Genomic DNA, 23098 nt, shown 5'->3' on the forward strand with positions numbered 1-23098 from the left:
TGTGTTCTCCGATCAGGTCGTGACGGTGAAGCCGTGGGCCTTGCCCAGGGCGGTGAGGGAGGTCTTGCCGGGGATGCCGTTGCAGTCGTCCGCGGTCCAGCGGAGGTTGTGGCGCTCGGAGTACCGGCGCTGCCACTTCCCGAACCCGGTGACGGTGAGGCTGCCAAAGCTGCCGTCGTGCGCGTACGCGTCGGCCAGCAGGCCCTCCGCCGCGAGGGCGACCTCGACGACGTTCACCTCCGCCGGGTACGTCGTCGCGCCCTGCCGACCGCCCGGGTCCCGCTCGGCCGCGGCGATGATGTGCGCGAGGGACACCCGCGGCTGCTGCGGGCGCGGCGCCGGGACGGAAGCCGCCGGGGTGCCGCCGAGCGCCGGGTCAGCGCTGACGGTGCCCTCGGTGAACTCGGGCACGCCGTAGCCGTACGGGCTGCCGGGGCCGCGGCGGGGCCGGACGCGGAGGTACACCCCGTCGCCCTGGAAGGAGCCGCCCGCGTTGGTGTTGCCCTCGACGGTCCAGATCGAGTCCGCGTCGTACGCGTACACGACACCCACATGGTCCTGCCCGACGGTGCCGAGGTAGAAGGGGCCGCCGAGGACCGGGTACTCGGTCCAGCGGCCGCGCTTCTTCCACCACTGCACCGCGGTGAAGCAGCTGGCAGTGATGGGCCAGGCGTCGCGGGCGTTGAGCTCGTCCGCGCCCCACGCGGTGAACGTGGCGCACCAGGCCATGCCTTGGGACCACTCCAGGCCCGCGGTGGCCGGGCTGAACTTCTGGATGTTGTTCCAGTTGCCGTCCGGGTCGCGGCCCTCGTGGTAGCCGGCCTGGCTGCGCAGCAGGTTGACGTACGCGGGGCGGGACAGGGTAGCCATGGCGCCTCCAGGGCGTGCTGAGGGCTCCGGGGCCGGGGCGGCCGCGGAGTAAGGGGGTGTGAGGGCTAGGCGGGCTTGTAGGCCAGGAACAGGTTGATCGCGTCGCCGCTCGCGAACGTGAACGGGCGGACTGGGTTCCACTCGGCCGGGGTCGAACCCGTGGAGGTTGTGGGGGAGATGGCGATCATGAACGACTCGCCGCCGATCGCACGCGTGATGCCGGCGTAGTACGCCACGCCCGCATCGGTGCAGTACGCAGAGCCGATATACCCGAGTTTGGTGGTGGCCAACGTCGCGGCCTGGAAAGGGAGCGTCCATTTGTACTGGCCAGAGCCGTACGTCGTCGTCGAGCCCATCTCCACCGACACGCGCACGAAGCACACGCCGCCGCACAGCGCGTACTCGGCCTCCATGGTCCCGTTCCCGATCGCCGGATTCGAGACGGAGCCCGTCCACGTGGTCGTGTACGGCGTCCAGATGCCGCTGATCTCGTCGAGCTTTTCGGCGGTGACGTGGGCGCCGCCGGCCCAGCCTGAGTACACGAGCGGGCTCCTCTCACAGGGGGACGACGGGGCGGGTCCGTAGCCGCACGTCGGACAGCGCCGCATGCGACTTGACGACGCCGTTGGCGGACCGGGTGACGAACAGGCGCTGCCGGTCGCTCCGGAGCTGGAAATCGCCCCACGACGCAGTGACGGGCAGGGTGTTGGTGTTCGTGCTCGACAGGATCGACCGGACGCCGACCGACCCCGCAGCGGACAGCGACGTGTCCGTCGTCTCCAGCTGCCACGCCTGCGGCTCGTACGTGCCGTCCAGCCAGGCTTTCGCGCGCAGCGAGGAGCCGGAGACCTGGAGGCGGATTGCGAACCGGCGCCCGGCGGCGTGCGTCAGGTCGGTGGTGTGCTGCACGAGGAGCGTCTCCGTGCCGGCGACCCGTTTGCGGAGGGTCAGGATCACGGTCTGCGTCGTCGAGAACTCCAGCCGGGCCAGGTAGGTGTTCGAGGCGTCGGCCCAGCGGGCCACCAGCTGCATGAAGTGGCCGCCACCCGTCGCGAGTTTGTCCGTGGCGACGCTGGCGGAGATGTCCACGTCCGCGGACGGGGCGGGGATCGTGCAGTACCGGGACACGTTGATGCTCGTGAGGGACACGTACCCGTAGCCCTCGTACGCCGCCTGCACTGCGGCCGCGTACGCGTAGAACGCATCGGTCCTCTGTCCGGATTCCCGCATCGCGCGGCTCGTGTCGCCGTTCGGGAAAAACGCTTGCCGCTGGGCGCGGCTCATTTCGAGCTGGACGCCCTCGCCCCGGATATTCCGGTTGGCGATATTGGCCGGGTCGGTGCCGCCGATTTCCGATGGCGCGTCGATCACGGCGAACCCCGCGTTGCGGAGCGCGGTGGCGATCCGGGCGCGGAGCAGCGGGTCCAGGCCGCCGAGGGCGGTCTCAGGTTGGAGCAGGCTGCCGGTGTAGCCGTGGAACGAGATCGTACGCAGCGCGGTTGCCTGGAGCGCCTCGCAAATCGGCTCATCGAAATTCGTTGAGGTGATGTGCAAATCCTGGTTTCCGCTGGATTTGAGCCCCTTGAATTCGTAATACATCATGCGGGATCCGGCGACCTGAAGTGCCATTTCGCCGGAGCCCGCCTCGATGCCGCCGCCGTGGATCGCGATGGACGACCACGTCGCCCCCGTCGGGGTGTTGGAGTGCCGCGAGTAGTCGACACCCTCGACCTCCGACGCGGCCAAGTCGGCGTAGTCGTCGTACAGGTCGGCCATCGGCTACACCCCCTGGACGCTGTACTCGCTGTTGCTGCCGCCGGTGAGCGTCCAGGCCTGCCCGGACGACGCGGTGCCCCACCCGGACGTGACCGTGCGGGTGTACTGGTCCTCGATGTCCCCGGTGATCGCCGTGACGGTCATGTCCTCGCCGCCGACCGTGACCGTCAGGGGGCAGTCCGCCGGGTCCGTGGTCCACAGGCGGCCCTGGTAGACGTCCACCACGAGCGTGGTGTCGTCCGCATCCACGGCCACGCCGAGCTCGGTACCGGCGGTGTCCGTCCGGGACCCGGGCGCGGCCGTGGACACGTTCCAGATGCCGGCCGGGGAACACGAGAACGTGATCTCCCACGAGAACGGGCCCCACGTCTCCTCGTAGCCCTCGACGAGGAGATCCAGGTCCCCCGGCGGCAGCCACGACGGCAGGTCGGTCACCCGGATCACGTCGCCCACGTCCACGCGGCACGCGTCCGCGACGAGCTCGGGATGCGAGTGCAGGCGCAGCGTGATGGACGGGTACCGCGACTCGTCCCACGTGCCCTTGTGGGTGAGCCACCCGGCGATGCGCTGGCACTGGTCGTCGTCCGCGAGGGACAGCGTCACATCCTGGTCGTACAGGCCTGCGCCGTCGGGCGGGTCGGCGATCGACAGAGGCCCGTCCGTACGGGCCTCCGTCGCCCACGAGCCGCCGTCGCGCCGCACGGTGGTCTGGTTCCTCAGGAGCCGGTCGTCGTCGACGGGCTCCATCGGCGGCGCCAACTTGCTGTACGGCAGGGTGAGTCTCGGGGTCTGGTTGTAGAGGGTGGAGCGGCCGCGGTAGACCAGCCCGGCCCGGTCGCGGTCCTCCAGCAGGATTCCGCCGTCGGTCGCCTCGCACTCGCCGAACAGGTCGAGGATCGTAGTCGGCAGCTGGGGGCCCATCTGTTCCTGCGCGGCGGTGGAGCCGGCCATCAGGACGGGGATGGACTCCTCGCCGCCGAGCCGTTCGATGCGGAGGCCCGCGCGCTCGCCGGTGAACCCGGAATCGGCGCTGGAGAACGTCTCGGTGTCGTCGTTGCCGAACACCACCAGGTGCCCGATCGCCGCGCCGTCCAGGCCCGCGCCGAACCGGGTGTTGATGCCGGTGATCCGGCCCGCGCTGGTGGTCGCCAGGGTGCCGTTGGACTGGAAACCACCGGCGCCGAGGGTGATCCACGCCGAGTGGAGGTCGAGGTTGCTGCCGTTGGGTGTGGCCTGGATCAGGTAGCGGCCCCAGCCCGTCCCGAACCAGCCCGTGGCGCCCGAGTTCAGCACCAGCGTGGTGGCGCCCTCGCCGTCCTCCACGATCAGGTTCATGAGGTTGTTCCCGACCCGGAGGCGCCAGATTTTCCATGGGGAGCTGGTGGTCGTCCACTCCATCAGGGTCTGGAGGGATCCCGGATCGTCGTCCAGCCGGTACGCGAATTCCAGGTGCCAGCCGCTTGCGGAGTGGCTGGGCACAGTCGCCTTGAGGCTGGACGCGGTGCCGATGACCGGCAGCGGCAGCGACGACGGGAGGGAGTCGTCCGCGGCCATCTCCAGCCCGGTGACCCGCATCGGCGCGACGCCCGCGGTCGGACTGTAGGCCTGGACCGCCTCCCTGCCGTCCTCCATCGGCCAGTACGCGACCGGGTTGAACGACGGCATACGGCGGCGCAGCGCACTGTCGAGGCTCTTGGCGCCCTGGCCGAGACGTCGCAGGATCCCCGACGCCTGGATCGGGGTGCGCACGTGGTGGCCGGACGGGCGCCAGCGCGGCGACCACTCCGGCACCCCAAGGACCGCGCGCGAGCGGCGGTCGGTGATGCTCGCGCCGTTCGCGACCGTCCACGTCCGGCCGGCCGAGTCGGCGAACGACCCGGCGCCGGAGGCCTGCGCGGTGAACGTGGGGGAGGCCACGACCGTGCCGTCGATGCCCGAGCGGATCTCCGCAGCGCGGAACCGGCGGCCGACGGTGCCGAACCCGAGGTCGGCGTTGTCACCGATGTCGAGCGGGGCCGTCGACGCGAAAATACTCGTCGTCCCCGCGGTGGTGACGATCGGGTCCTCCAGCAGCACCCACGGCCCGGCCAGCGACGGCGCGACGTAGAACGCCAGCGTCCAGCCGCCGGAGCCGTTGTTCACGTCCAGCGTGGCCCGAACCGCCCCCACAGCGCCCGGCCCGAACGGAACAGCGGTCTCTGCGTCCCGGGAGATCAGGTTCGCGACCGTGCCGTCCGGCGACCAGCGGAAATGGGGGGCACCCGAATTGCCGATCAGCATCTGCCACGACCTCTGGTTGCCGGTCGTGCCGTACTTGCCCGCGACCTCCCAGCCGTTGGCGGTGTACCGGCCCGCCCACGCCGCGGCCTCCAGCTCGACCCGCACGTCGATGTCCCCGGTGATGTCCAGCGACGCGTGATCGGGTGTCGAGGCCCGCCCCGCGACGCCGTACGGCACGTCGAGGACGGTCTCGCCGGCGTAGGTGGTGATGTGCAGCGGCGTGTTCGGGCCGAGCAGGCCGAAGTAGGGGCTGCTGGGGTTGCGGCGGTTGTACTTGCTGCCGTTCTTCAGCGTCAGGTCTGCTGTGGAGGCGTCCACGGTGCTGCCCTCGGCGCGCCGGCCGCGGGCGTGCCGGACGGTGTCCTCTACGAGCACGTCATCGGTGATGTCGGTGAGGGCGCCGCCGAGGTCGAGGGCGAATCGCACGTCCGGCACGGCCACGGGGCAGCTCCTTACTTGTTGCCGAGGTACTTCTGCACGTCGCCGCCGTTCTTGGCGACGGCCGTCCGGATCAGCCGGACGACCTCCTCCGGCCCACGCACTTCGATGATCACGCGCGTGGGGCCGCCCCTGGCCACCGCCGGAGCACGCACGCCCGCAGCGGCGGCACCAGGGAGGGCCATCCCGGGGCCCATCAGGGAGCCGAGCGACGACGCGACGGCGCCGCGCCGGCTCTCGATGCCCGCGGCGAACCCCTGGGCCAGGGCCTGGCCGGAGTAGAGCGTCCAGCCGCGCCCCGAGAACGGGCCCTCCTTGGCGGGGCTGAAGGGGAAGAAGCGGCGCGCAGTGCTGACGACGGCGTTGGCCGCGCTCTGCACTGCGCCGAGCATCGAGTGGATGCCGTTGACGAACCCGCCCACGAGGGAGCGGCCAGCGTTGTACAGGGTGCTGCCGAGGCCGCTCAGCGCGCCTCGGGCGCGGCCGGGCAGGCTCGACAGGGTGCGCACCGCGCTGTCTACGCCGGACTGGATGGCGGCGTGCGCCCGCGTCGCGGCGTCCTGCGCGCGGCTGATGATGGCGCCCGGGAGGCCGGACAGGACGGCCGCGGCACGGCCGGGCAGGCTGGCCAGGAACCCGATGATGGCGTTGACCAGGTCGGGGATGATCGAGTGGCCGACGAGCACGTCGTACAGCCACTCGAACAGGCCGATCACTTGAACGATGAACGGGCGCACTTTTCCGTACATTTGCGCCAGAAAGGACAGGAAGTATCCGATCCCGGTGATCGTTTTCTCCAGCAGCCAACCCAGGTCAGCCAGGGCCTGCCCCATCTGCGGACTGCCCTGACCTAGGGACGTGAACAGGCTGCCGAGCCCAGCGCCCACGCGGCCCAGCAGGCCGGCGAGCCCCTCGAACACGGGGCTGGCCTTCTGGAGCATGGTGATCAGCCCAGGCAGCATGCGCTTGACCATCTCGTCGATGCCCTTGGTCAGCGACTTGGTCAGGCCCGAGTCAGCCGCCGCCTTGAAGACCTCCTTGAACTTCGGAGCGAGGGTCTTTGTCGTGTGCTCCAGGCTCGCCAGCGCATCAGAGATCGGCTTGACCATCGGCTTGGCCGCGTCCTTGAAGATCTTCTTCGCCGAGCCGACCAGCCTGGTCGCCGCCGCCTTCACCTTCGGCTCGTCCTTCACGAGCATGGCGCTCAGGCCCACGACGCCGATGCCGACCGCCGAGACCACCAGGCCGCCCAGGACCGCGCCGAGCGCCGGGCCCAGAGCAGTCGCCACGGCCGTAACGAGGGCGAGTACGAGCGCGGCAACGTAGGGGTTCTGTTGGCCGGTGATGGACTGGAGCCCCGACAGGCCAGTGGACACTGCCGACCCGATCCCCGACCGCAGGGTCGAGGTGATGCGGGAGAGCATCCCGCGGGCCATGCCGTGCCCAGACTCCTCGCCGGCCTCCGTGCTGGCGCCGGTCAGCCGCCCCCACATCGAGCGCGTGCGGGTGGCCAGGTCGGAACGCATCTGGCGCAGGTGACGCAGGAACCGGCCGCGCAGGCCCGTCATCCCCTCATCGGCGCCGCTCTCGATCGCCTCGGTGAAGCCCTGGGCGATGGCCTCGGCCTCGCTCACGAAGTGCCCGCGGGCGTTCCGCAGGCGGCCGCGGGAGTCCCGGGTGAACTGCGCGACAGAGTCCGTGGCGTCCTGCGTGGCGTCGGCAACGTTGCGCGACAGGGCGTTGGCCATGGCGTGGGACGCGGAAACGAACCGCTCGCGCATGTCCCGCAGCCGGGCCGCGGTCGAGGCGCGCAGCCGTTCCATGTTGGACTGCGCCCGGTTCACCCCGCGCCGGAACGCGCTGTCGTCCGCCCGGATATAGCCGACGAGTTCGCCGATCGTCATCGCCATGGCGGGCCCTCCTCAGTCACAGGCCCGCCAGGGCCTGCTCGATCTGCTTCGGGTTGTCGATGACGGACAGCTCGTCTCCGGCCACCTGCCGGAATACCGACTCCGGGGACAGTCCGTTGAGCAAGGTGTGGAAACGACGGCGAGTCAGCTGGGCGATGTCTTTCGGCCCGTAGCCGTACTCCCTCTGGAAGTCGCTTTCGACCGCCCACCAGTAGTGGCGGATCGCGGCCGCGGTGCGCTCTTGGCCGCGGCCCGCCGCGCCTGCCGGTTCGGGGCTTTTCCCTCGGACTCGGCCTCGCCCTGGAGGACCCGCTCGTACGCCTCGCGGAACCCGATCCGGGTGCCTTCGGCGTTCGCTGTCCCCCACGCGATGAGCGTCTTCAGCTCCATCAGGCCCATGCCCGCGTCGGTCCACGCCTCCAGGACGCCGTCACCGAAGAGCATGCCGACCATCTCGCGGAAGGCCTCCTCGCTGTCCTCTGCGCTGAGAGCGTCCAGCCGTTGGACCATGACGAGCGGCAGGTCGGTGGGGATAGCCACCTCGACGCCGCGGATGGTTTCGGTGCCGGCGCCGTTGACCTCGGCCCAGAACGCATCCCAGGACTCGCGGTCGGCGGTCACGAGATGGCCGCCGTGGTCGTCGGGCCGCTGCGCTTGACGGTGACGGCCCAGGTGACCTTTTCGTTGGTCTCGCCGCCCTCGTCGCCGAGCTGGAAGTACGCGTTCTCCCAGACCTTCCAGCTGGTGGCGCCGGGCGAGGCGAAGCGGAAGCCGCACGTGCTGTCGTTGCCGAGCCTCTCGGCCTGCGCCTCCACCAGGGCCTGTCCGGGGTCCAGGGCGCCGGTGTCGGGGTCCTCCAGGCGCCAGCCTTCCAGGGAGATCTCGACGGCGATCTGCATGTTCTGGCCCTCGGCCTGGCCGTCGCTGCCGAAGTTGGTGGTGTCGGCCTCCTCGTAATCCCTGGAGATGGTGAAGGTGTTGAGGCCGCCCTCGGAGCTGCCGCTGCCGGGGGCGATGGGCACCCAGGTGCCCGGGTTGAGGAAGTCTTCGATCTCGAATCGGACATTCCTCGCGTTGTACTTGCGCGGTGCCATGGCTCCTCCAGGGCATTACGAGATGCCCGGACGGCGAGGCGCCGGCGGGCGGAAGGGTGGGGTTAGGCCCGGTGCTTGGTCGGGCTGTAGATCTCGAACTGCACGTTGACGACGTGCTCGTGTCGGCGGTTGTCGTCCTGGCCCAGTGACGCGACGGTCTGGAGCGCGACGGCCGAGATGACCTCGGTTCCGCCCGGAAGCACGGTGTAGCTCAGGCCGTGCAGCTCGGAGCGGATCGCCGTCGCGCGGGCCCGGGAGACCCGCGGGTCGGTCGTGCCGCGTACACGGACCTGTACGCGCGGCTCGTCGTACGGCAGGCGGCCGTGGGCCTCCAGGCCGCCGTATTCGGTCAGGACGACGACCTCGTCGGGGCCGGGAGGCATGTGCTCCAGCACGATCGTGGCGCCGACGAGAGCATCCCCGTAGGTGCCGTGGCCGCGTTCGGCGAGGTAGCGGGCGAGGCCGTCGAGGAGGTCGGGTTCACCGGCCACGGAGCCACCTCCGCAACGGCACGGCCATGAGGTCGAGCATCACCCGACGCTCGGTGTTCATGGGGATTTCCAGGTACTTGGCGCTGCGCCCGGGCAGGTGCTTCCAGGTCAGCTCCTCGTGCTGTCTCCTGGCGTACACGGTGTCGTAGGTGACGGCGCCGACCAGCCCGTCACGGACGACGCGGCTGGAGCGCTCCAGCACGCCCTCACGCAGGGGCACGAGCCTGCGGGACTCGGTGAGCAGATGTTCCAACGCCTTCTGGAGGCCCTCCTCTGCGGCAGCCCGGCCGCGACGGGAGGCACCGAGGCGGCCGCCCTCCCACCGCAGCCGTACGTCCTGGCTCATTCGAGGGTCACCTCCCGGTGGTTCGGCGTGGGCAGGCCGCCGCCGTCGCGAAGCGCGGACGTGATGACCAGGGCGGCACGCCCCGACGGCAGCGTGAGGCGAGAGCGCGCGGGGCACTCCTGAGACGGCAGCAGGTACACGGTCGTAGACGCCGTGACCTCCTCGCCGTCCGAGTCCCGCACTGTGCGGTCCTTCTCCTCGACGAACGCGCGTGCCGCGACGCCGGCCGCGTAGCTGGGGCCGGCCGAGGTGTCTCCGAGGTAGGCCTCGATCGTCACCGTGTGCCGCAGCACCCACAGCGGAATGATCACGAGATCACCTCGCCGACGACGAGGAGGGCCGGGGTCAGGTCGGGCGAGCGGAGGGCGTCCCACACCGCAGGCGCGATCTGACGCCCGGCCGCGTCAGCCCCGGACACCGCGGTGACGGAGCGGCTGAGCCTGACGGAGCCGATCTCGACCCAGCCCCAGCCGGCCCCGGCGGCCCCGGTGGTGTCGCCGACCTCGATGCCCCACTGCGCCTGCGCGCACACCGCGTCGGCGAACGCAGCCGCCACCGTGGCGTTGGTGGGCAGGCCGGTGCTGGTGTCGGCGTCGTAGACGCACAGCCGGAGGACCTGTGCATCCAGGAAGCGTGAGGCCTGCACGAGGCGGGCCTCGATGTCGGCCGGGGCCGGGCCGCCGGTGTAGGTCTCGTACTGCTCGGCGGTGGCGTAGATGCGGCTCGTCATCGGCCACCTCCGGTCAGGTGCTGTTACCGACGATGATCACGTCGTACGTGACGGACGTGGAGCCCGCCGAGTTGGCGACCTTGATCAGGTCGGCGGTGGTCGCGGTGACGACCATGCCGGTCGCGTCCGTCGAGGCGGCGAACGCGGCGAACACCATCCCGGGCCGCAGGGTCAGCGTGCCGGCGGCGTTCCACAGGCCGACGAAATCGGCGCTGGCGTTGTTGCCCACCACCACGTTGTTCGTGTTCCCGAGCGACGCCGCGACCAGGATGAACTTCACCCGGGCGAAGCTGGTCGTTGTGCCGTACGAGTCGGTGAGCGACCCAGCAAGGTCGAGGGTCTCCGACGCGGACGCGGCCAGGGTCCGGGTGTCGGCGAACACCCGGTCGGCCCTGCCCGCGCCGGCCCCCGACTCCAGGTGCACGGCGTACTTCTTCAGCAGGTTGTCCGCGGCTGCGGACAGGTCGCTGGCCTTGGTGTTGACGACCGAGGCACTGACGGCGAAATCACTGGTCAGGGTCATGCCGGCCGCCTCAGGTGATCACGACGTACGGCACGAACTGCTTGGCCGTGGGCGTCGCGATCGTTGCGGGGGCCGTCGTGGTGAGCGACGAGCCGGAGGACTGCGACAGGTTCCGCTCCCCGGAGACGATCGCCGGGGCGGCAACACAGCCGAGGAGGGTCGGAACCGCGGTCGCCTTGACCATGATCCCCACCCAGTGGATACCGGTCTTCACCACCGTGTATGGGCTGGCCAGCGCCACGGTCTTGGTGGTGTTCGCCGCCCACGCGCCCGTGGTCTGGTCGGCGGTCTGGCCGACCAGCGCGGGGGTTGAGGCCGTGTCGTAGAGCGCGAACCACCAGTTGGTGGGCGTGTCCGCCGCGGTCGCCCCGGAGCGGAAGGAGATGTTCGTGACCACGTCACCGGCCCGCAGGAAGATCGGGACGGAGGTCATCACCTGCGTGGTCAGCGCGACCTGCCCGGTGTCGCCGGCGGAGTCGTACAGGCCGGTACGCGGGAGGTTGCGCCGGTGGAAGGTGTCCGGGGAGGACGGGTCCGCGGCGTTGACGTGCGCGAGCGCGTCGCGGACATTGCGGGTGTAGCCGCCGAGCTGCGTCATCACGCGCTCCTCTCTGTGATGGTCTTGCGGTTCTTGCCCTCGGCCTCGGCGAGGAGGACACGCATGGTCTCCTCCTCGTCGTCGGCCACGGAGGTCAGGTACTCGCCGACCTCGTCGACGGTGTGCTGCGACGGGTCGAAGGGCAGGTCGCCCTCGTCGACCGCCGGGGTCTCGGGGACCTCGGCGGCCGGGGCCGCGGGCGCCTCGTCCTCGGGCTCGACGTGGTATCCGGCCTGGCGGAAGTAGGCCAGCGCCCGCCGGTGCCGGTCGCCGTCGGCGATGGCCTGGCCGTTGGCGAACCCGACGCCGCAGACGCCGCCGGACACGGGCTCGGGCGCGGTGATCCGGTAGCGCATCACTGCACCTTGATCTTCCGCAGGACGCCGCACGCCTTGGTGTTCTTCAGCACCATCGCGGACGGGCCCATCTCGATCTCGCCGGACTTCACGGCGCCGGAGTGGGAGAAGTCGGGCAGCCACGTCTGGACGAGCGGGTTCCCGGCGACCGAGGCTCCGTGGAGGGCGTCCATGCCGAACGTGACGGCGTAGAGGTCGGTCAGGCCGGTGATGGTGCCGCCGCCGCCCGCCTCATCGGCGTCCGCCGAGTAGATCGGGACGATCGGGCTGGAGCCGGTCATGCCGTTGCCGATGTCGACGAGCGTCCAGTCGCCGTAGCGCTCGATCTGCCGGCCGAGCGAGTCCTTCTCCGCGGTGTACAGGCCGGCCCAGCGGGCGAGGGCCTTGATGCGGGTGATGGACGTGCGGTTACCCAGGAGGGCCTTCTCGCCGGGCGGGACCGCGCCGGGGGTGCCGAGGTCGCCGCCGCCGGTCTTGGACGGCGTGATCAGCGACAGGAACGCGTCGAGCTGGTCGAGCGCGGCCATGGCCAGGGGCTGAGTGATGATCGTGCCCGCGGTCCAGTTGAGGTAGCCGGCGCTGGTGCCGTTGTCGAGCGGGTCGTACTCGGTCTCCGTGCCGGTCAGGCTCTTGTTCAGGCCGTCGAAGCCGAGGGCGTCCACGGCGGTGTCGCCGTTGATCAGCTCTTCCTGCCACTTCTGCTGCACCGCGGTGAGCAGCTGCTGCATCTGGAACGTGGTCTCGTTCGTCGCGGCCGGGCCGAGGCTCGACAGGACGCGGTCCACGGAGAAGCTGCCGCCATGGGGCTTGAGGTCGACTGTGTACCGCTGGCGGGCCGCCTCGGCCGGGGTGTACTCGCTGTTGAGCGCGCGGAACGCGGCCGTACGCGGCGTGATGAGCCGCGTGTAGCCGTAGGTGAGGGAGCCGCCGCCGGTGCCGGGGGTGACCGTGTCGTCGAACACGATGCGGTCCAGCAGCCAAGAGTAGCGGCGGAGGTTGTCGATGACGGCGAAGTCAACATCGTTCTGGGTGTTGACCTGCGCCTGAGCCAGAGTCACAGGCATGTGCTGCTCCTAGGTTCAGCCGCCGAGTCCGGCGGCTACGGCTTGTCCGAGGGAGGTGGGGCGTCCCTGGGTGCCGGGCCCGCCGGCGAAGTCGCCCCCGCCCCGCCTCGGCGCCTGGCCGCCGCGGAGCTGCTGGTTCTGCTCGATGGCCGTCGTAATGGCGACGTCGAGCTTGGTGGTGAAGTCGGCCGCGGTAGGGTCCAGCCCTTCCACGGCCTTGAGGAACGTGCGGGAGTCGAGGAGTGCGGGCGCGTTGGCGCCGAGGCGGGCGGCCGCTCCGTGCACGGCCAGCTCTACGGCCTGCGTGCGGACGGTGCCCTCCAGCTCCCCGATGCGGGTGGTCTGGGTGGTGATGGTGGCGGTGAGCTCGGCGGGGTCGGCGGGCTTGTCGTCCTGGACGAGGTCGAGGGCTTTGCCGATCTGCTGGGCGAGTTCCTGGCGGGCCTCGGCGGCGGCGTTGGCCTTGGCGGTGGTGCGTTCCTTGCCGGCCTCGGCGCGGGCGTCGGCGAGTGCCTTCTGTGCCCAGGCGGGCAAGCTCTTCACGTCGCCCTCGGCGGCCGCGGGCGGCGCGGCCGGAGGGGCGGCCGGGGCCGGGGCGGGCGGGTTACCTGCGGGCGGGGCGGCTGGCGGCGCGGCGGGCGGGGTTCCACCGGATGCGCCGTCGCCCTCGCCGTTGCCACCCGCGATGACGAAGATCGGCCGGCCGTCGCGCCGGTAGCCCAGCACGGTGCCGGCCGCGTGGCTGGCGAGCGGGTGCCAGAAGGGGGCAGCCGGGCGGAAAGGGGTGGTGTGCATGTGCCCTCCAGGGGCGCATCGGGCCCGCTCCAGGCGGGCGTTCAGCGGGCGCGGCCGATCTGCTCGCGCTGGGGTTGGCGGCGCACCTCCGGGTGCGCGGCGACGTTCTCGCGCGCCCGGGCTTGCCAGCGGCGCACGTACGCGCCCGCGTACCGGCGGGCGTCCTCGTCCATCGCAGCGGCCGCGCGGCGCTTCCACGCCCTGATCTGCCGCTCGATGGCGCGCTGCCGCTGGGTGTCCTCGTAGCCGGTGCCCGGCGTGGCGTGGTGCGGGGGCCGCGTCGTCACCCCGGGCAGGTACAGCCCGAGACTGTGGCGGCAGTTGGGGTGGAACAGGCCGGCCGCCCTCGCCTCCGGCAGGCTGCCCGCGACGTGCACGGCGACCGTGCGGCGGGCGGCGAACAGGCCGGTGGGCTGGATCGCGTGGTCGAGGCGGACCGTGTGCGGGCCGGGCGGGCCCTGGAGGGAGAGGATCTCGCCCTCCCAAGGCCGGCACAGCGGGCACTCCAACGGGGCATCGGACACGATCACGAGTGCGGCGCCGATCTCGCCGAGGGCGTCGATGTGGCCTTCGATCGCCGCCCGGGCGGTGACCGAGCGGACGGACATCTCCGCGTACGAGGCCAGCTCCCACGAGCGGCCTGCCCGGTCGATGAACCCGGTCACGCCGCGGCGCGCGAACTCGTTCAGCGCCCGCTGCGAGGCGTCCCGGCGGGACTGGCCGGTCAGCAGCTGCGCGCCGGCCGCCCGGGAGGTGACGCCGCGGAACACGTCCAGCACAGCGCGGGTGATCCGCGCGTACAGCGGGCGGGTGTCCTCGGCGTACGAGGCGGCCAGCCGGTCCACGGCCGGGGCGCCCGGCAGGACCCGCCGGGCCTGGAGTTCCCGGCCGATGTTCAGCGCGCCGAGCTCGGCCACGGCGGCCTGTCGGCCACGCCCGTACGCCTCGGCCAGGGCTCTGGCCACCGCCCCGTTGGCGTCGGTCTGAAGGGCGGCGGTGACGGTCTCGACGGCGTTGCGCAGGTCGCCGATCGAGCGGAGCTTGAGTTCGGCCCAGCGGGGGGAGTCGATGCCCTCGGCGAGCGCCCGGCGGAGGATCTCGATGAGCGCGAGTTCGGCGTCCTCGTACAGCATCGTGACCGCCGCGGCGAGATCCTCCGCCAGGGCCGGGGAGACGGGCATCAGTCCGCCTCCCCACCGCCAGCCGGGTCACCGAACCCGGGCGCGCCGGGGCCCTCGGAGCCGGTCATGAGCGGGTCGGCGACCAGCGCGCCGGTCTCCTTCAGGATCCGTTCGGTCTCCTCGCGGACCGCGGTGTCGTCCCACGTCGGGTTGAGCCACCGCACGCGGGTCTCGATGCTCGCGGCCTGCGCCCGGTTCAGCAGCTCCAGGGTGGTGGCGGTGGTCTGCGGGTCCTCCGAGACGGAGTCGGCCAGCTCCACCCGCGGCCGCTCCGCGGTCACGGAGGAGAAGCCTTGGGCGCGGTCGAGCTGGAGGACGACCTCGGCGAGCGCGACCAGCTCGGGTACCCAGTAGCCGCCCTTGATGCCCTTGGTCAGCAGCGATGACCGCTCGTGCGCCAGTACCTCGGTGGCGGTCAGGGCGGTGGCGTCGCCGAGCCCGAAGGACTGGGCGGAGTAGCCGGCGGACTCGACTGCCTTGCGGCTGAACGCGCGCATGGACCGCTCGTGTTCCTCGACGCGGATCGCGAACTGCACCAGCGTCAGGCCCTCGCCGGAGGTCGGGGAGGCGTTGATCGCCGTCCAGATCTCCCGGTCGTCGTCGAAGCTGACGCCCTTCCCGAGGCCCTCGCTCTGGAGGAACCCCGCTGGCGCGACCAGGCGGGCCTTGGCGAGGCGGATGTCCCGCATCCACGACGTGTACGTCTCGTCCAGCGACATGAACGCGTCCCGGATGCCGTCGGACTGCCAGTCTGACCGGCCCAGCATGCTGTGCCGGTACTTGCGGTTGGGCCGCATGTTCGGGATGTACCGGCACGTCAGGCCCGGCACGCCGGTGGTGATGACGTTGCCCTCGCCCTCCGGGTCGAGGCTGTCGGCGATGGCCTGTAGCTCGGCGCGCTCGGTGAGCGGGATCGTCCGGCCGAGGTTGGTGCTGGTGCCCTCGTACAGGGCGTGCAGCACGCGGCCGGGCTCGTGGCGCTCCAGGTGGCGGAGCACGGTGTTGCCCTCGCGGAGGATCTCCCGCCACAGGGTGATGCCGGTCATCACGCCGTACTCGTAGTCGGGCAGCGCGCCGTCGACGTGCACGGCGCTGATCAGCGGCCGCTTGGCCAGGGCGGTGTTCCACGTGGCGCGCAGGGCGATCCCGCCCAGGGCGGAGCTGACCTCGGCACCCTCGCGGAGGACCGCGTCCAGGCCACAGGCCTCGGCGATCTCGTCCCACCGCTGCTGCGTCTGCTCGCTCTCGAACGTGAACGTCGGCGGCTCGGAGAAGAGCAGGGCCGCACTCTTGGCGGCGATGTCGCCGGCGAGCGGCACGTGTAGCCGGTTGTCCCGCCGGCCCATCGGCCGGGGCCGCTCCCAGAACCGCCACGGGCGGCCGGTGCCATCCCGCTCGTCACGGCCGTAGCCCTCCATGGCGTAGACCTTGCGCAGCTTGGCCTTGTCGCCGGAGTACCAGGCGTCGTCGATGGCCATGTCGGCCAGCTGCGCGGCGTAGCGCGGGGGCGGCCAGGGCGCGTTGTTCTCAGGCAGCGGCACGGCTCACCTCCGGGGTGGGGATCAGGTGGCGCCACTCGTGCGCAGTGGAGTGCAGCGCGTACCGCAGGGCGTCCGCCGAGTGGTCGTCGACCTTCAACGGCTTGTCCTCGCCGCGCTCGGCGGCCCTCTCGTCCCAGGCGTAGCCGGGCAGCTCGCCGAGCAGGCCCTCACAGGAGCGGTGGATGCGCAGCAGGCCGGAGCCGAGGGCGACGCCGACGGAGCGGATGCCGTCGAGCACGTCGTTCACGGCGGGGGAGATGCCGGGGACGTGCTCGGTCCAGAGTTGGTTCATGAACGAGGCGGCGGACGGGTCCACGAAGATCCATTCCGGGCGGACGCCGCGCGCGTTGCCCTGCTCCCCGGGACGGCGGACGCCGGCCAGCCACTGGCGGACGCCGAGGCTGTACTCGGCGTCGGTGAGCTGCCGCAGCGCCCGAGCGGAGTCGTGCCGGTACTCGGAGACCGCGTACAGGTGGTCGTCCTCGCCCTGGCCGATCAGTACGGCGGAGAACGGGTTCACGGTGCCGTAGTCGATGCCCACGCAGGTCCAGCGGCGCATGTAGGGGAGGATGTCGACCACGTGCCGGTGCTCGTCGAACATGTCGTAGACGGCGCCCTGGGCGAGGCACCAGTCCCCGAGGATGAACCGCCGGTACCACAGGCCCGTGTACTGGGCTTTGAGGCGGGCGACCATGGCGGGGTCCAACGACGGGTTGTCGTCGAGGGTGAAGTGCCAGTGATGGAGCCCGATCTCGCCCTTGCGGAGGATGAAATCCCGCCGGAGCCAGTGGAACGGCCCATCGGGGTTGGTCGTCGCCATCAGCCGGGAGGCGTTCCCGACACGGAGGCGGGACAGCAGCATCATCCAGAACGCGTGCGGCACCAACGTGGCCTCGTCGACGTAGGCGAGGACGATGGTGGAGCCGCGGATCCGGCCCTCCGCGCGGGCGTCGGAGGCGCCGACGAGGTGCACGGTGCGGCCCAGGATCGTCGCGGTGGTCGAGCCGGTGGTGTGCTGCACGTGCCGGGCGAGGGGCCCGAACAGGTGGGTGCTGCTCAGGGGGTCGAGGAGGTTGCGCTCGATCGTCTGCAGGGTGCGGCCGACGATGACCACGAGCCCCTGATCGGGCGAGTCCGCCAGCCTCAATAGGAACGCGAGCAGGGACGCGATCGTCTTGCCGCTGGAGACCGCCCCAGACCACAGGGCGATGGGCGCGTCCTGGGACTCGACGATGGAGCGGATCTGGGCCGGCGAGAGCGGCAGGGGCACGTCACGGAGCATCACCGGCCCCCTCGTCGCTCATCGCGTTGTACGCGGCGTTGAGGCCGTCACGCAGCATGCCCAGCATGCTCTTGGCGTCGTCCACGCCGTTGTTGGTGTCGAGGGCCTCCAGCTTGGCGGCCTGGTTGGAGGCCGCGCTGGAGGCCTGGATCAGGTTCCGCACGTCCGCGCTGGGCAGATCGGTGGCCTTGTAGCGGACGACCTTGCCGAGGCTGACCTCGGTGATGTTGTGCTCGTCGCGCTCCAGGCGGGTGAGGATCTTCTCGGCCTGCGCGTAGTAGCGCTCGATCAGGGCCGCGCGGCGCGCCTTGGTGTCGGCGACGCGGGCGCGGGTGGCCTGCTCGGTGGCGGTGCGGTCGAAGGACAGGCCGAGCTGTTCGGCGATGACGGACACGGTGCGGGGGCCGCGGCCGATGCGGCGTGCGATCTCGTTCCGGCCGTGGCCGTCGGCGTGGAGCGCGCGGACCTGCTCGCGGTCTGCGTCGGTGACCGGGTTGGTGTTCTGGTTGGCCACCCGGTCACCTCCGCCGCTACTTGATGTCCCACTGGCCGATCTGTGAGGCGAACCCGCTGTTGAGGCCGAAGTGCAGCATGCTGATCTTCGAGGCCTTAGGGACCTCGAACACGATGTAGCCGAGTGCCTTGCCGCCGGGCGCGATCGTCACGGTGGCGGGGAACTCGGGGCCCGCGGTGGTGCCCATGGTGATGGTGGAGTTGAACTGCTGGCCGTCGGCGTCGGCGACCTTGGCCCCGTTGGTGGGGGAGTCGTTGTAGGGGGCCTTGCCGACGTTGGCGAGCTGGATCTGAGCGGCCACGTACCGGTGTCCGGCCGCGGGCTTGATGAACTCGTCCTTGGCCTTGGCCGGGTCCACCCAGCGCTTCACGGTGACGGCGACCTTCTCGCCGTCGAGGTTGCCCGCGAGGGTGAGGGTGTCGCCGATGGCGGCGGTCCGCGGCCGGCCCTCGGGGGCGGACGGGCCGCCCTTCGGCTGCTGGACGGGCGCAGCGTCGGGCTTGGTCTTGATGCTGGTGTCGAGGCACCCGGTGAGCGTGAGCAGTGCGGCCGCGGTGAGGGCGGCTACGGCGTGGTGTATGCGCATCAGCACATGGTGGAGTCCAGGGGTTGGGAGCGTGGGGCGTGTGACCGTCCTGTGACGCGCGAACGCCCCGCGCGGTGGCGGGGCGTCGGTGTCCGGGCACGCCGGAGATGGCCCAAGGATGGGGCACGAGCGGCGGTTTCGCAACTAAGTGCGGAACGGGCCCGTCACGCCGAGACCTTGGTGACGCGCCGCGCCAGGACGGCCCTCGTGCAGCCGGGGCCCTCCAGTGGGCCGACGATGCCGCGGCGCTCCAGTTCGGCCATGAGGCTCTTCGCCCGGGTCCAACTGATGCGCATCTTGCGCTTCAGCATGCTCGCCGAGGCGATCCGGGTCTCCAGCACGATGCGCTCCGCCTGCTGCACCGCCTCCCCCTCCGAGAGCGCGAAGCGGTTGGGCTGCCCCTCCTGGTGCTCCCTGATGTACGCGGCCAGGCGCTTCGAGTAGGCGAACCACTCCGTGCCCTGCTCGCGCTCGTCGGCGAAGAGGTTGTGTAGCGCCGCTTCGAGGCTGCGGTCCCCCTCCATGGTGAGGATCACGAAGCGCGGGGCGAGGGACAGCGCCGTGATGCGCGCGGCGAGGTGCGTGGTGACGCCGATCTTCACCCGGGTGCCGAGGCGGATGAAGTACACGAGCGACTCATGGCGCCCCTCGGGGATGGCGATAGGCTGCGGCATGTCGACTCCTTACCAGTCGGCCAAGCCCCCGGACTGTTCGCGCAGTCGCGGGGGTCTGTCGTTGCCCAATTGTCCCATGGGTGTGGTCAGTTGGGAGGCTCCTGCGGGATCACCTCTCGCTTCGGGTAGACGATCGTCACGCCCCCTACCCGCTTCTCCACTCGGTCCACTTCACCCGTCTCACCTGCGAAAACATCCCCGGAGGGGGCAACCCCTTCCGGTGGGGGAGTGGCGGACGAATCGGACACCCGGCGGCGGACTGCCCAGACCACAGCCCCCGCGCCGACCGCCCACACGGCCAGGACGCCGGCCTCCGGCGACACGGCGAACACGGCCGCGAGGATCACGCACGCGAGGCCGACGAGCATGCAGCCGCCCGCCACCGGGCTCGGCCGCTCCTCCTCGGTCTCCGGGGTGCTCACACGATCACCCCGTACAGCTGCGCGCCGACCGCGTTGACGGCCTGTGCGAGGGGGACGGCGGCGAACCCGGCGACGCCGGCGGAGGTGCCGAGGCACGCCCCGCACCACGCGCCCGCCTTGAGGTCGCGCCCGTATCCGCTCTTCTTGGAGGCCGCGATCATGCCGATGGTGAGGAGCAGGACAAGCGCGGTTCCGGTCTGCGTGAGAGGCAGGTAGACGCCGGTGGCCGCGCGCTGGCCGGCCTGACCGCCGACGCCCCAGACGAGGGCGGTGTCGCCCAGCCAGTTGGAGATCCACACGGTGGTGTCGAAGATCCAGCCGACGATGCCGCCCACGGTGAGGATGGCCAGGACGCCGTACGACCAGGCGAACGCGAAGGGCAGGAGGACGCCGGCGTGGCGGAGGGGGTCGGCGCGCAGCGACTTGTGGCCGGGCCACCAGGCGACGAGGTAGTTCACGAGGATCGCGAGGCCGACGGTGACGCCGCCGATGGTGATCGCGGTGTTCATGAGGACTCCTGGAGGGCGAGGACGTCGCGCTCGGCGAAGAGCATGCCGCGGGTGTCCCGCAGCACGGGACGGATGCGGTTGCGCTCGACCCACGACCGGACGGTGCTCTCCTTCACGCCGAGACGGTCGGCGACCTCGCGCGTCGCGATGAGACGCGGCTCGTCCTCCTCCGTCTCGTCCTGCGTCTCGGGGCGTCCCGGGACGATCGGGAGCAGCCGCGCCCCGGCGGGTGCTGCGGCCATCTCCCAGCCGCTCGGCGCGGGCGTGTGGGACGGGCTCGGGACGGGCTCCGTCTCGGCCGGGCGGGGTGTCTCGCCGGGCGTCTCGACGGGGGTGGCTGCGAGGTGGAGGAGGTGGCCGAACACCAGCGGCGGGACGCACGAGACGGCGATGACGAGCCACAGTGGCGTGCGGGGTGAGCTGGACAGATGCCCGGTGACGAACGCGTGTGAGACGGGCTGGGCCGCCATCGCGGCGCCGAGTGAGACGAACGCGCCGACGATCGCGGAGCCGCGTCCCGGGGCGCCCTTGGGGCGCTTGGACGCGACGGCCGCGGCGATGCCCGCGTAGGCGGCGAGGACGGCGGCCATGCCCCAGGCGAGACGGGTGTCCCAGCCAGCGAGGACGGCGAGGTGGTGCTCGCCAGGGGCGCACATGACGAGGACGACGACGGCGACGACGGGGCGCCCGGCGTCGGTGAACCAGCGCACCCGCCAGGGGGTGGGGTGGGACGGGCGGGACGCGTCGCGTCGCAGGGTGAGACGGGGCAGGTTCACCGGGCGCTCCGGATGGCCTGGTCGAGGAGGAGGGCGTATTCGCCTCGGGTGATCGGGTCGGTCACGCGCGGGGCGAGGGCGAGGAACGCGGCCTCCGCGGCGCGGGCGGTCGCGGTGTTGATGCCGAAGCGGTTCTCGGCGTAGCGGAGGGCGAGGGCCTCGCGGGTGCCCTTCCGCATCGGGTCGCCGGAGCGGTCGGTGCGGAGGCGGTGGGCGATGAGGCGGAGGAGCTGGTGGCCGGCGTCGGTGGGGCCGACGGCGCGGCGGAGGTGTTCATCCTGCTGGGTGGGGTGAGTACGCTCGGTCATGGCCTCTCTCCTGGTCACGTCAGGGGGTGGGCTGGCCCCGGCCGGGCTCTCACACACCGACCGGGGCCGTTTCGTGTTGCTGGTTCGACCGTAGCGAGAAGTGTGGACAATGTCCACACCTCGTTGAGAGGATGCCCCATGCCCGAAGTCCCGGAGGAGAGGGAGGAGACGATGACGATCCCGAAGCTGGCCGCGCGCGTGGGGAAAAGCCGCACCCTGATCCACAGGCTGGCCACGAACCCGGCCGAGGGCTGGCCGGCCCCTACGTTCCGCCCCGGCTCGTCACGGCCGGAGTATCCGGTGGCGTGGTTCGACGGCTACTGGGCCGCGCGGCAGGCAGGTATCACGCAGGGGCGACGCACGGACCTCGACGGCCCCGCCGTCGAGTAGCCGCGCACGGCTGAGCCCCCGCCCGTGTGGGTGGGGGCTCTGTGCTGTCCGGATGCGTCCGGACCGGTCCGGATCCACCCTGGGGGCATGGCCGAGCTGCGCGTGATCGTGTACCCGCCCGACGAGGACGGCGGCCGCCGGGTGCGCTGCGACGGGGAGATCCTGGGCCGCGCGTTCGGTCCGGGCGACGTGATCGAGTTCCTCCGGAGGGCCGGACTCGATCCGGACGACGTGGACCTCCCGGCCCCGGGGCTGATCGAGTGGCGCGGCGGCGGCCCGGCCGTGTGGAGCAGCGAGGCCCCGCCCGAGCGGTGAGCGGGCGGGGCCACGCGTTGGTTAGTACGTCGGGAAGGGCGGGCTGAAGTGCGCGGCGGCCTGGGTCGCGGTGACAGCCACGATCGTCACGGCGATAGCGAGGGCGGACAGGGCGGCTCGAATGCGCATCGATCCTCCGTAGGTCGGTTCCTGGGACGTGCAGTTGACACTAGGCGTGCGCTGGATCTGCCGGCCGCTGGCGTGAGGCGTCGTCGACCGCCGTTCGAGCCCTGGTCTACGCCGCGTCGGCCATCGTCCACACCTGCCCGCACCGGCCCCCGCACCGCGCCACCGGCGACGCGCCACCCCCACCGTGGAGGGTGATCGGGCCGCCGCACTCGCAGGGTTCGGCGAGGATCCGCTCGCGGCCGACGAGGTCGAGGGCCCGCTCGACGCGCGCGCAGGCCTCGTCGGCCACGCGCTGGATGCGTGCGCGCTGCTGGTGGGTGAGGGGCAGGAACGGCGACGGGCAGCCCGCGCGGCGGCCGGGGTGGCCGTCCCAGCGTGCGAGGAGCCACAGCGCGGCGTATGAGGCGTCGCGGAGGCCTACGTACCGCCAGCGGGCCGCGTTGGCGGCGTCCTCGGGGCTGCTGGCCGGCCGCTGGATGTCGGCGGCGAGGGTGTCGGCGCAGTGGACGAGGGCGGCCTCGACGGCCCGCATCGTGTCCAGGACGGACAGGTTGATGGGTGCGGCTACCTCGCCGATCTGGTGGGGGTCGCGCTCGCGGATGCGGCGGTGCGCGGTGTGGGCGCGGTCGTAGGCGACCTCGTCGGCGTCCCGGGCGTCGAGGGCGCGGAGCAGGTCGGACTTGCCGGAGGGCGGCCACTGCTCGGTCCGCGCGTCGAGGGCGTCGGTGAGGTCGGTCCAGTGGCGGTGGATGGTGTAGAGCTGGCGGGCGGTGTGGTCGGTGCGGGTGGTCATCGCGTGCTCCTGCGGCTGGAACGGTACGGTGATCGCACCTGGGGGCGCGCCCTGGTCTTGGCGGACGATGTGGGCGCGCCCCTCGCGCATGCTCAGGCAGGGAATTCGGGGACGGGCCCGCTGACGGGGTGCACCACCGGCACCAGCACCGGCCCACCGGTCTCCGGGTCCCACTTGATCCGCCCCTCCTCGCGGACGAACGCGCTGTAGCGCAGCACGGCGGTCCCGTCGCCGGTCGGGGTGAACACGAGCGTGGCGTCGATGGGCACGGTGCTGGGGTCGATGCCCTGCTCGGTGAGCCACGTGCGGATCGCGTGCAGGCGGGCGTCGCTGATGTCTCGTTCCCGTGCCACGGCTACTTCCCCTTCTCGTGGAGGCGGACGGCGGCGGCGATGAGCGCCAGGCCG

The 23098-nt window shown here is 71.6% G+C and carries 30 protein-coding genes; 2 read left to right on the top strand and 28 right to left on the bottom strand.

What is annotated here, in order from left to right:
* Positions 1 to 12: 12 nt before the first annotated feature.
* The 26 genes from ACIF6F_RS26835 to ACIF6F_RS26960 form a co-directional block, all read right to left on the bottom strand.
* A complete protein-coding gene (locus ACIF6F_RS26835) occupies positions 13 to 870 on the bottom strand; it encodes a hypothetical protein (RefSeq protein ID WP_399951644.1) in 858 nt (285 codons plus the stop codon).
* Between the two features lie 65 nt (positions 871 to 935).
* Positions 936 to 1412 carry a hypothetical protein gene (locus ACIF6F_RS26840; protein ID WP_399951647.1) on the bottom strand — a complete coding sequence of 159 codons (477 nt, stop codon included), beginning with the start codon at positions 1410 to 1412 and terminating at the stop codon, positions 936 to 938.
* A 13-nt stretch (positions 1413 to 1425) separates the two neighbouring features.
* Positions 1426 to 2646 (bottom strand): poly-gamma-glutamate hydrolase family protein, encoded by a 1221-nt coding sequence (locus tag ACIF6F_RS26845; RefSeq protein ID WP_399951650.1) that lies wholly within the window; start codon positions 2644 to 2646, stop codon positions 1426 to 1428.
* Positions 2647 to 2649: 3 nt separating this feature from the next.
* The gene (locus tag ACIF6F_RS26850; protein ID WP_399951652.1) at positions 2650 to 5367 is read right to left on the bottom strand and encodes a hypothetical protein; all 2718 of its coding nucleotides are present in this window, start codon (positions 5365 to 5367) and stop codon (positions 2650 to 2652) included.
* 11 nt (positions 5368 to 5378) lie between these two features.
* Positions 5379 to 7274, bottom strand: a complete 1896-nt coding sequence (locus ACIF6F_RS26855; protein WP_399951655.1) for a hypothetical protein — start codon at positions 7272 to 7274, stop codon at positions 5379 to 5381.
* Positions 7275 to 7418: 144 nt separating this feature from the next.
* On the bottom strand, positions 7419 to 7895 hold the full coding sequence (locus tag ACIF6F_RS26860) for a hypothetical protein (RefSeq protein WP_399951658.1): 477 nt from the start codon (positions 7893 to 7895) through the stop codon (positions 7419 to 7421).
* Positions 7892 to 8368, bottom strand: coding sequence for a phage tail tube protein (locus ACIF6F_RS26865; RefSeq protein ID WP_399951661.1), 477 nt, complete (start codon positions 8366 to 8368; stop codon positions 7892 to 7894). Before ACIF6F_RS26865 ends, ACIF6F_RS26860 begins: the two co-directional genes overlap by 4 nt.
* Positions 8369 to 8430: 62 nt before the next feature.
* Entirely contained in the window at positions 8431 to 8859 is a 429-nt protein-coding gene (locus ACIF6F_RS26870) for a minor capsid protein (protein ID WP_399951664.1), read from the bottom strand.
* A complete protein-coding gene (locus tag ACIF6F_RS26875; protein WP_399951666.1) occupies positions 8849 to 9205 on the bottom strand; it encodes a minor capsid protein in 357 nt (118 codons plus the stop codon). The genes ACIF6F_RS26870 and ACIF6F_RS26875 overlap by 11 nt, the downstream gene beginning before the upstream one ends.
* The gene (locus tag ACIF6F_RS26880; RefSeq protein WP_399951669.1) at positions 9202 to 9516 is read right to left on the bottom strand and encodes a hypothetical protein; all 315 of its coding nucleotides are present in this window, start codon (positions 9514 to 9516) and stop codon (positions 9202 to 9204) included. The genes ACIF6F_RS26875 and ACIF6F_RS26880 overlap by 4 nt, the downstream gene beginning before the upstream one ends.
* Complete coding sequence (locus ACIF6F_RS26885; protein WP_399951671.1) at positions 9513 to 9935, bottom strand: hypothetical protein; 423 nt, start codon at positions 9933 to 9935, stop codon at positions 9513 to 9515. Before ACIF6F_RS26885 ends, ACIF6F_RS26880 begins: the two co-directional genes overlap by 4 nt.
* Before the next feature lie 13 nt (positions 9936 to 9948).
* The gene (locus ACIF6F_RS26890) at positions 9949 to 10458 is read right to left on the bottom strand and encodes a hypothetical protein (RefSeq protein WP_399951674.1); all 510 of its coding nucleotides are present in this window, start codon (positions 10456 to 10458) and stop codon (positions 9949 to 9951) included.
* 10 nt (positions 10459 to 10468) lie between these two features.
* Positions 10469 to 11056, bottom strand: a complete 588-nt coding sequence (locus tag ACIF6F_RS26895) for a hypothetical protein (protein WP_399951677.1) — start codon at positions 11054 to 11056, stop codon at positions 10469 to 10471.
* A complete protein-coding gene (locus ACIF6F_RS26900; protein ID WP_399951680.1) occupies positions 11056 to 11412 on the bottom strand; it encodes a hypothetical protein in 357 nt (118 codons plus the stop codon). The genes ACIF6F_RS26895 and ACIF6F_RS26900 overlap by 1 nt, the downstream gene beginning before the upstream one ends.
* Positions 11412 to 12476: a major capsid protein gene (locus ACIF6F_RS26905; protein ID WP_399951683.1), complete on the bottom strand. Its 1065-nt coding sequence runs from the start codon at positions 12474 to 12476 to the stop codon at positions 11412 to 11414. The genes ACIF6F_RS26900 and ACIF6F_RS26905 overlap by 1 nt, the downstream gene beginning before the upstream one ends.
* Before the next feature lie 15 nt (positions 12477 to 12491).
* Positions 12492 to 13271, bottom strand: a complete 780-nt coding sequence (locus ACIF6F_RS26910; RefSeq protein WP_399951686.1) for a hypothetical protein — start codon at positions 13269 to 13271, stop codon at positions 12492 to 12494.
* A gap of 41 nt (positions 13272 to 13312) precedes the next feature.
* The gene (locus ACIF6F_RS26915; protein WP_399951689.1) at positions 13313 to 14452 is read right to left on the bottom strand and encodes a phage minor capsid protein; all 1140 of its coding nucleotides are present in this window, start codon (positions 14450 to 14452) and stop codon (positions 13313 to 13315) included.
* Positions 14452 to 15993, bottom strand: coding sequence for a phage capsid protein (locus ACIF6F_RS26920; protein WP_399951691.1), 1542 nt, complete (start codon positions 15991 to 15993; stop codon positions 14452 to 14454). Before ACIF6F_RS26920 ends, ACIF6F_RS26915 begins: the two co-directional genes overlap by 1 nt.
* The gene (locus ACIF6F_RS26925; protein ID WP_399951696.1) at positions 15980 to 17275 is read right to left on the bottom strand and encodes a PBSX family phage terminase large subunit; all 1296 of its coding nucleotides are present in this window, start codon (positions 17273 to 17275) and stop codon (positions 15980 to 15982) included. The genes ACIF6F_RS26920 and ACIF6F_RS26925 overlap by 14 nt, the downstream gene beginning before the upstream one ends.
* Positions 17265 to 17789 (bottom strand): helix-turn-helix domain-containing protein, encoded by a 525-nt coding sequence (locus tag ACIF6F_RS26930; protein WP_399951699.1) that lies wholly within the window; start codon positions 17787 to 17789, stop codon positions 17265 to 17267. Before ACIF6F_RS26930 ends, ACIF6F_RS26925 begins: the two co-directional genes overlap by 11 nt.
* A 16-nt stretch (positions 17790 to 17805) precedes the next feature.
* Positions 17806 to 18375, bottom strand: a complete 570-nt coding sequence (locus tag ACIF6F_RS26935) for a DUF4352 domain-containing protein (protein ID WP_399951702.1) — start codon at positions 18373 to 18375, stop codon at positions 17806 to 17808.
* Positions 18376 to 18539: 164 nt separating this feature from the next.
* Positions 18540 to 19049 (bottom strand): DNA translocase FtsK, encoded by a 510-nt coding sequence (locus tag ACIF6F_RS26940; protein WP_399951705.1) that lies wholly within the window; start codon positions 19047 to 19049, stop codon positions 18540 to 18542.
* A gap of 86 nt (positions 19050 to 19135) precedes the next feature.
* Positions 19136 to 19471 carry a hypothetical protein gene (locus tag ACIF6F_RS26945; RefSeq protein WP_399951708.1) on the bottom strand — a complete coding sequence of 112 codons (336 nt, stop codon included), beginning with the start codon at positions 19469 to 19471 and terminating at the stop codon, positions 19136 to 19138.
* Positions 19468 to 19980: a hypothetical protein gene (locus ACIF6F_RS26950; RefSeq protein ID WP_399951712.1), complete on the bottom strand. Its 513-nt coding sequence runs from the start codon at positions 19978 to 19980 to the stop codon at positions 19468 to 19470. The genes ACIF6F_RS26945 and ACIF6F_RS26950 overlap by 4 nt, the downstream gene beginning before the upstream one ends.
* Positions 19977 to 20756, bottom strand: a complete 780-nt coding sequence (locus ACIF6F_RS26955) for a helix-turn-helix domain-containing protein (protein ID WP_399951715.1) — start codon at positions 20754 to 20756, stop codon at positions 19977 to 19979. Before ACIF6F_RS26955 ends, ACIF6F_RS26950 begins: the two co-directional genes overlap by 4 nt.
* Positions 20753 to 21064 carry a hypothetical protein gene (locus tag ACIF6F_RS26960; RefSeq protein WP_399951718.1) on the bottom strand — a complete coding sequence of 104 codons (312 nt, stop codon included), beginning with the start codon at positions 21062 to 21064 and terminating at the stop codon, positions 20753 to 20755. Before ACIF6F_RS26960 ends, ACIF6F_RS26955 begins: the two co-directional genes overlap by 4 nt.
* Positions 21065 to 21202: 138 nt before the next feature.
* Here ACIF6F_RS26960 and ACIF6F_RS26965 point away from each other — a divergent pair, with 138 nt between their 5' ends.
* Complete coding sequence (locus ACIF6F_RS26965) at positions 21203 to 21454, top strand: hypothetical protein (protein ID WP_399951721.1); 252 nt, start codon at positions 21203 to 21205, stop codon at positions 21452 to 21454.
* An 87-nt stretch (positions 21455 to 21541) separates the two neighbouring features.
* On the top strand, positions 21542 to 21769 hold the full coding sequence (locus tag ACIF6F_RS26970) for a hypothetical protein (RefSeq protein WP_399951723.1): 228 nt from the start codon (positions 21542 to 21544) through the stop codon (positions 21767 to 21769).
* Between the two features lie 235 nt (positions 21770 to 22004).
* Here the strand turns inward: ACIF6F_RS26970 and ACIF6F_RS26975 are convergent, their stop codons facing one another.
* Both ACIF6F_RS26975 and ACIF6F_RS26980 read right to left on the bottom strand, forming a co-directional pair.
* Positions 22005 to 22691 (bottom strand): hypothetical protein, encoded by a 687-nt coding sequence (locus ACIF6F_RS26975; RefSeq protein WP_399951726.1) that lies wholly within the window; start codon positions 22689 to 22691, stop codon positions 22005 to 22007.
* 92 nt (positions 22692 to 22783) lie between these two features.
* Positions 22784 to 23044: a hypothetical protein gene (locus ACIF6F_RS26980; RefSeq protein ID WP_399951729.1), complete on the bottom strand. Its 261-nt coding sequence runs from the start codon at positions 23042 to 23044 to the stop codon at positions 22784 to 22786.
* Positions 23045 to 23098: the final 54 nt, after the last annotated feature.

The organism is Streptomyces sp. NPDC086023 (genome assembly GCF_044540325.1).
Lineage (GTDB): Bacteria > Actinomycetota > Actinomycetes > Streptomycetales > Streptomycetaceae > Streptomyces.

Excerpts from the sequence above, each read along its gene's own strand:
- ACIF6F_RS26900 (WP_399951680.1), bottom strand. The coding sequence starts at position 11,412 with ATGCGCTACCGGATCACCGCGCCCGAGCCCGTGTCCGGCGGCGTCTGC.
- ACIF6F_RS26915 (WP_399951689.1), bottom strand. The coding sequence starts at position 14,452 with ATGCCCGTCTCCCCGGCCCTGGCGGAGGATCTCGCCGCGGCGGTCACG.
- ACIF6F_RS26910 (WP_399951686.1), bottom strand. The coding sequence starts at position 13,271 with ATGCACACCACCCCTTTCCGCCCGGCTGCCCCCTTCTGGCACCCGCTC.
- ACIF6F_RS26865 (WP_399951661.1), bottom strand. The coding sequence starts at position 8,368 with ATGGCACCGCGCAAGTACAACGCGAGGAATGTCCGATTCGAGATCGAA.
- ACIF6F_RS26835 (WP_399951644.1), bottom strand. The coding sequence starts at position 870 with ATGGCTACCCTGTCCCGCCCCGCGTACGTCAACCTGCTGCGCAGCCAG.
- ACIF6F_RS26935 (WP_399951702.1), bottom strand. The coding sequence starts at position 18,375 with ATGCGCATACACCACGCCGTAGCCGCCCTCACCGCGGCCGCACTGCTC.
- ACIF6F_RS26950 (WP_399951712.1), bottom strand. The coding sequence starts at position 19,980 with ATGAACACCGCGATCACCATCGGCGGCGTCACCGTCGGCCTCGCGATC.
- ACIF6F_RS26970 (WP_399951723.1), top strand. The coding sequence starts at position 21,542 with ATGGCCGAGCTGCGCGTGATCGTGTACCCGCCCGACGAGGACGGCGGC.
- ACIF6F_RS26905 (WP_399951683.1), bottom strand. The coding sequence starts at position 12,476 with ATGCCTGTGACTCTGGCTCAGGCGCAGGTCAACACCCAGAACGATGTT.
- ACIF6F_RS26855 (WP_399951655.1), bottom strand. The coding sequence starts at position 7,274 with ATGGCGATGACGATCGGCGAACTCGTCGGCTATATCCGGGCGGACGAC.
- ACIF6F_RS26890 (WP_399951674.1), bottom strand. The coding sequence starts at position 10,458 with ATGACCCTGACCAGTGATTTCGCCGTCAGTGCCTCGGTCGTCAACACC.
- ACIF6F_RS26875 (WP_399951666.1), bottom strand. The coding sequence starts at position 9,205 with ATGAGCCAGGACGTACGGCTGCGGTGGGAGGGCGGCCGCCTCGGTGCC.
- ACIF6F_RS26940 (WP_399951705.1), bottom strand. The coding sequence starts at position 19,049 with ATGCCGCAGCCTATCGCCATCCCCGAGGGGCGCCATGAGTCGCTCGTG.
- ACIF6F_RS26845 (WP_399951650.1), bottom strand. The coding sequence starts at position 2,646 with ATGGCCGACCTGTACGACGACTACGCCGACTTGGCCGCGTCGGAGGTC.
- ACIF6F_RS26960 (WP_399951718.1), bottom strand. The coding sequence starts at position 21,064 with ATGACCGAGCGTACTCACCCCACCCAGCAGGATGAACACCTCCGCCGC.
- ACIF6F_RS26895 (WP_399951677.1), bottom strand. The coding sequence starts at position 11,056 with ATGACGCAGCTCGGCGGCTACACCCGCAATGTCCGCGACGCGCTCGCG.
- ACIF6F_RS26925 (WP_399951696.1), bottom strand. The coding sequence starts at position 17,275 with ATGCTCCGTGACGTGCCCCTGCCGCTCTCGCCGGCCCAGATCCGCTCC.
- ACIF6F_RS26975 (WP_399951726.1), bottom strand. The coding sequence starts at position 22,691 with ATGACCACCCGCACCGACCACACCGCCCGCCAGCTCTACACCATCCAC.
- ACIF6F_RS26965 (WP_399951721.1), top strand. The coding sequence starts at position 21,203 with ATGCCCGAAGTCCCGGAGGAGAGGGAGGAGACGATGACGATCCCGAAG.
- ACIF6F_RS26885 (WP_399951671.1), bottom strand. The coding sequence starts at position 9,935 with ATGACGAGCCGCATCTACGCCACCGCCGAGCAGTACGAGACCTACACC.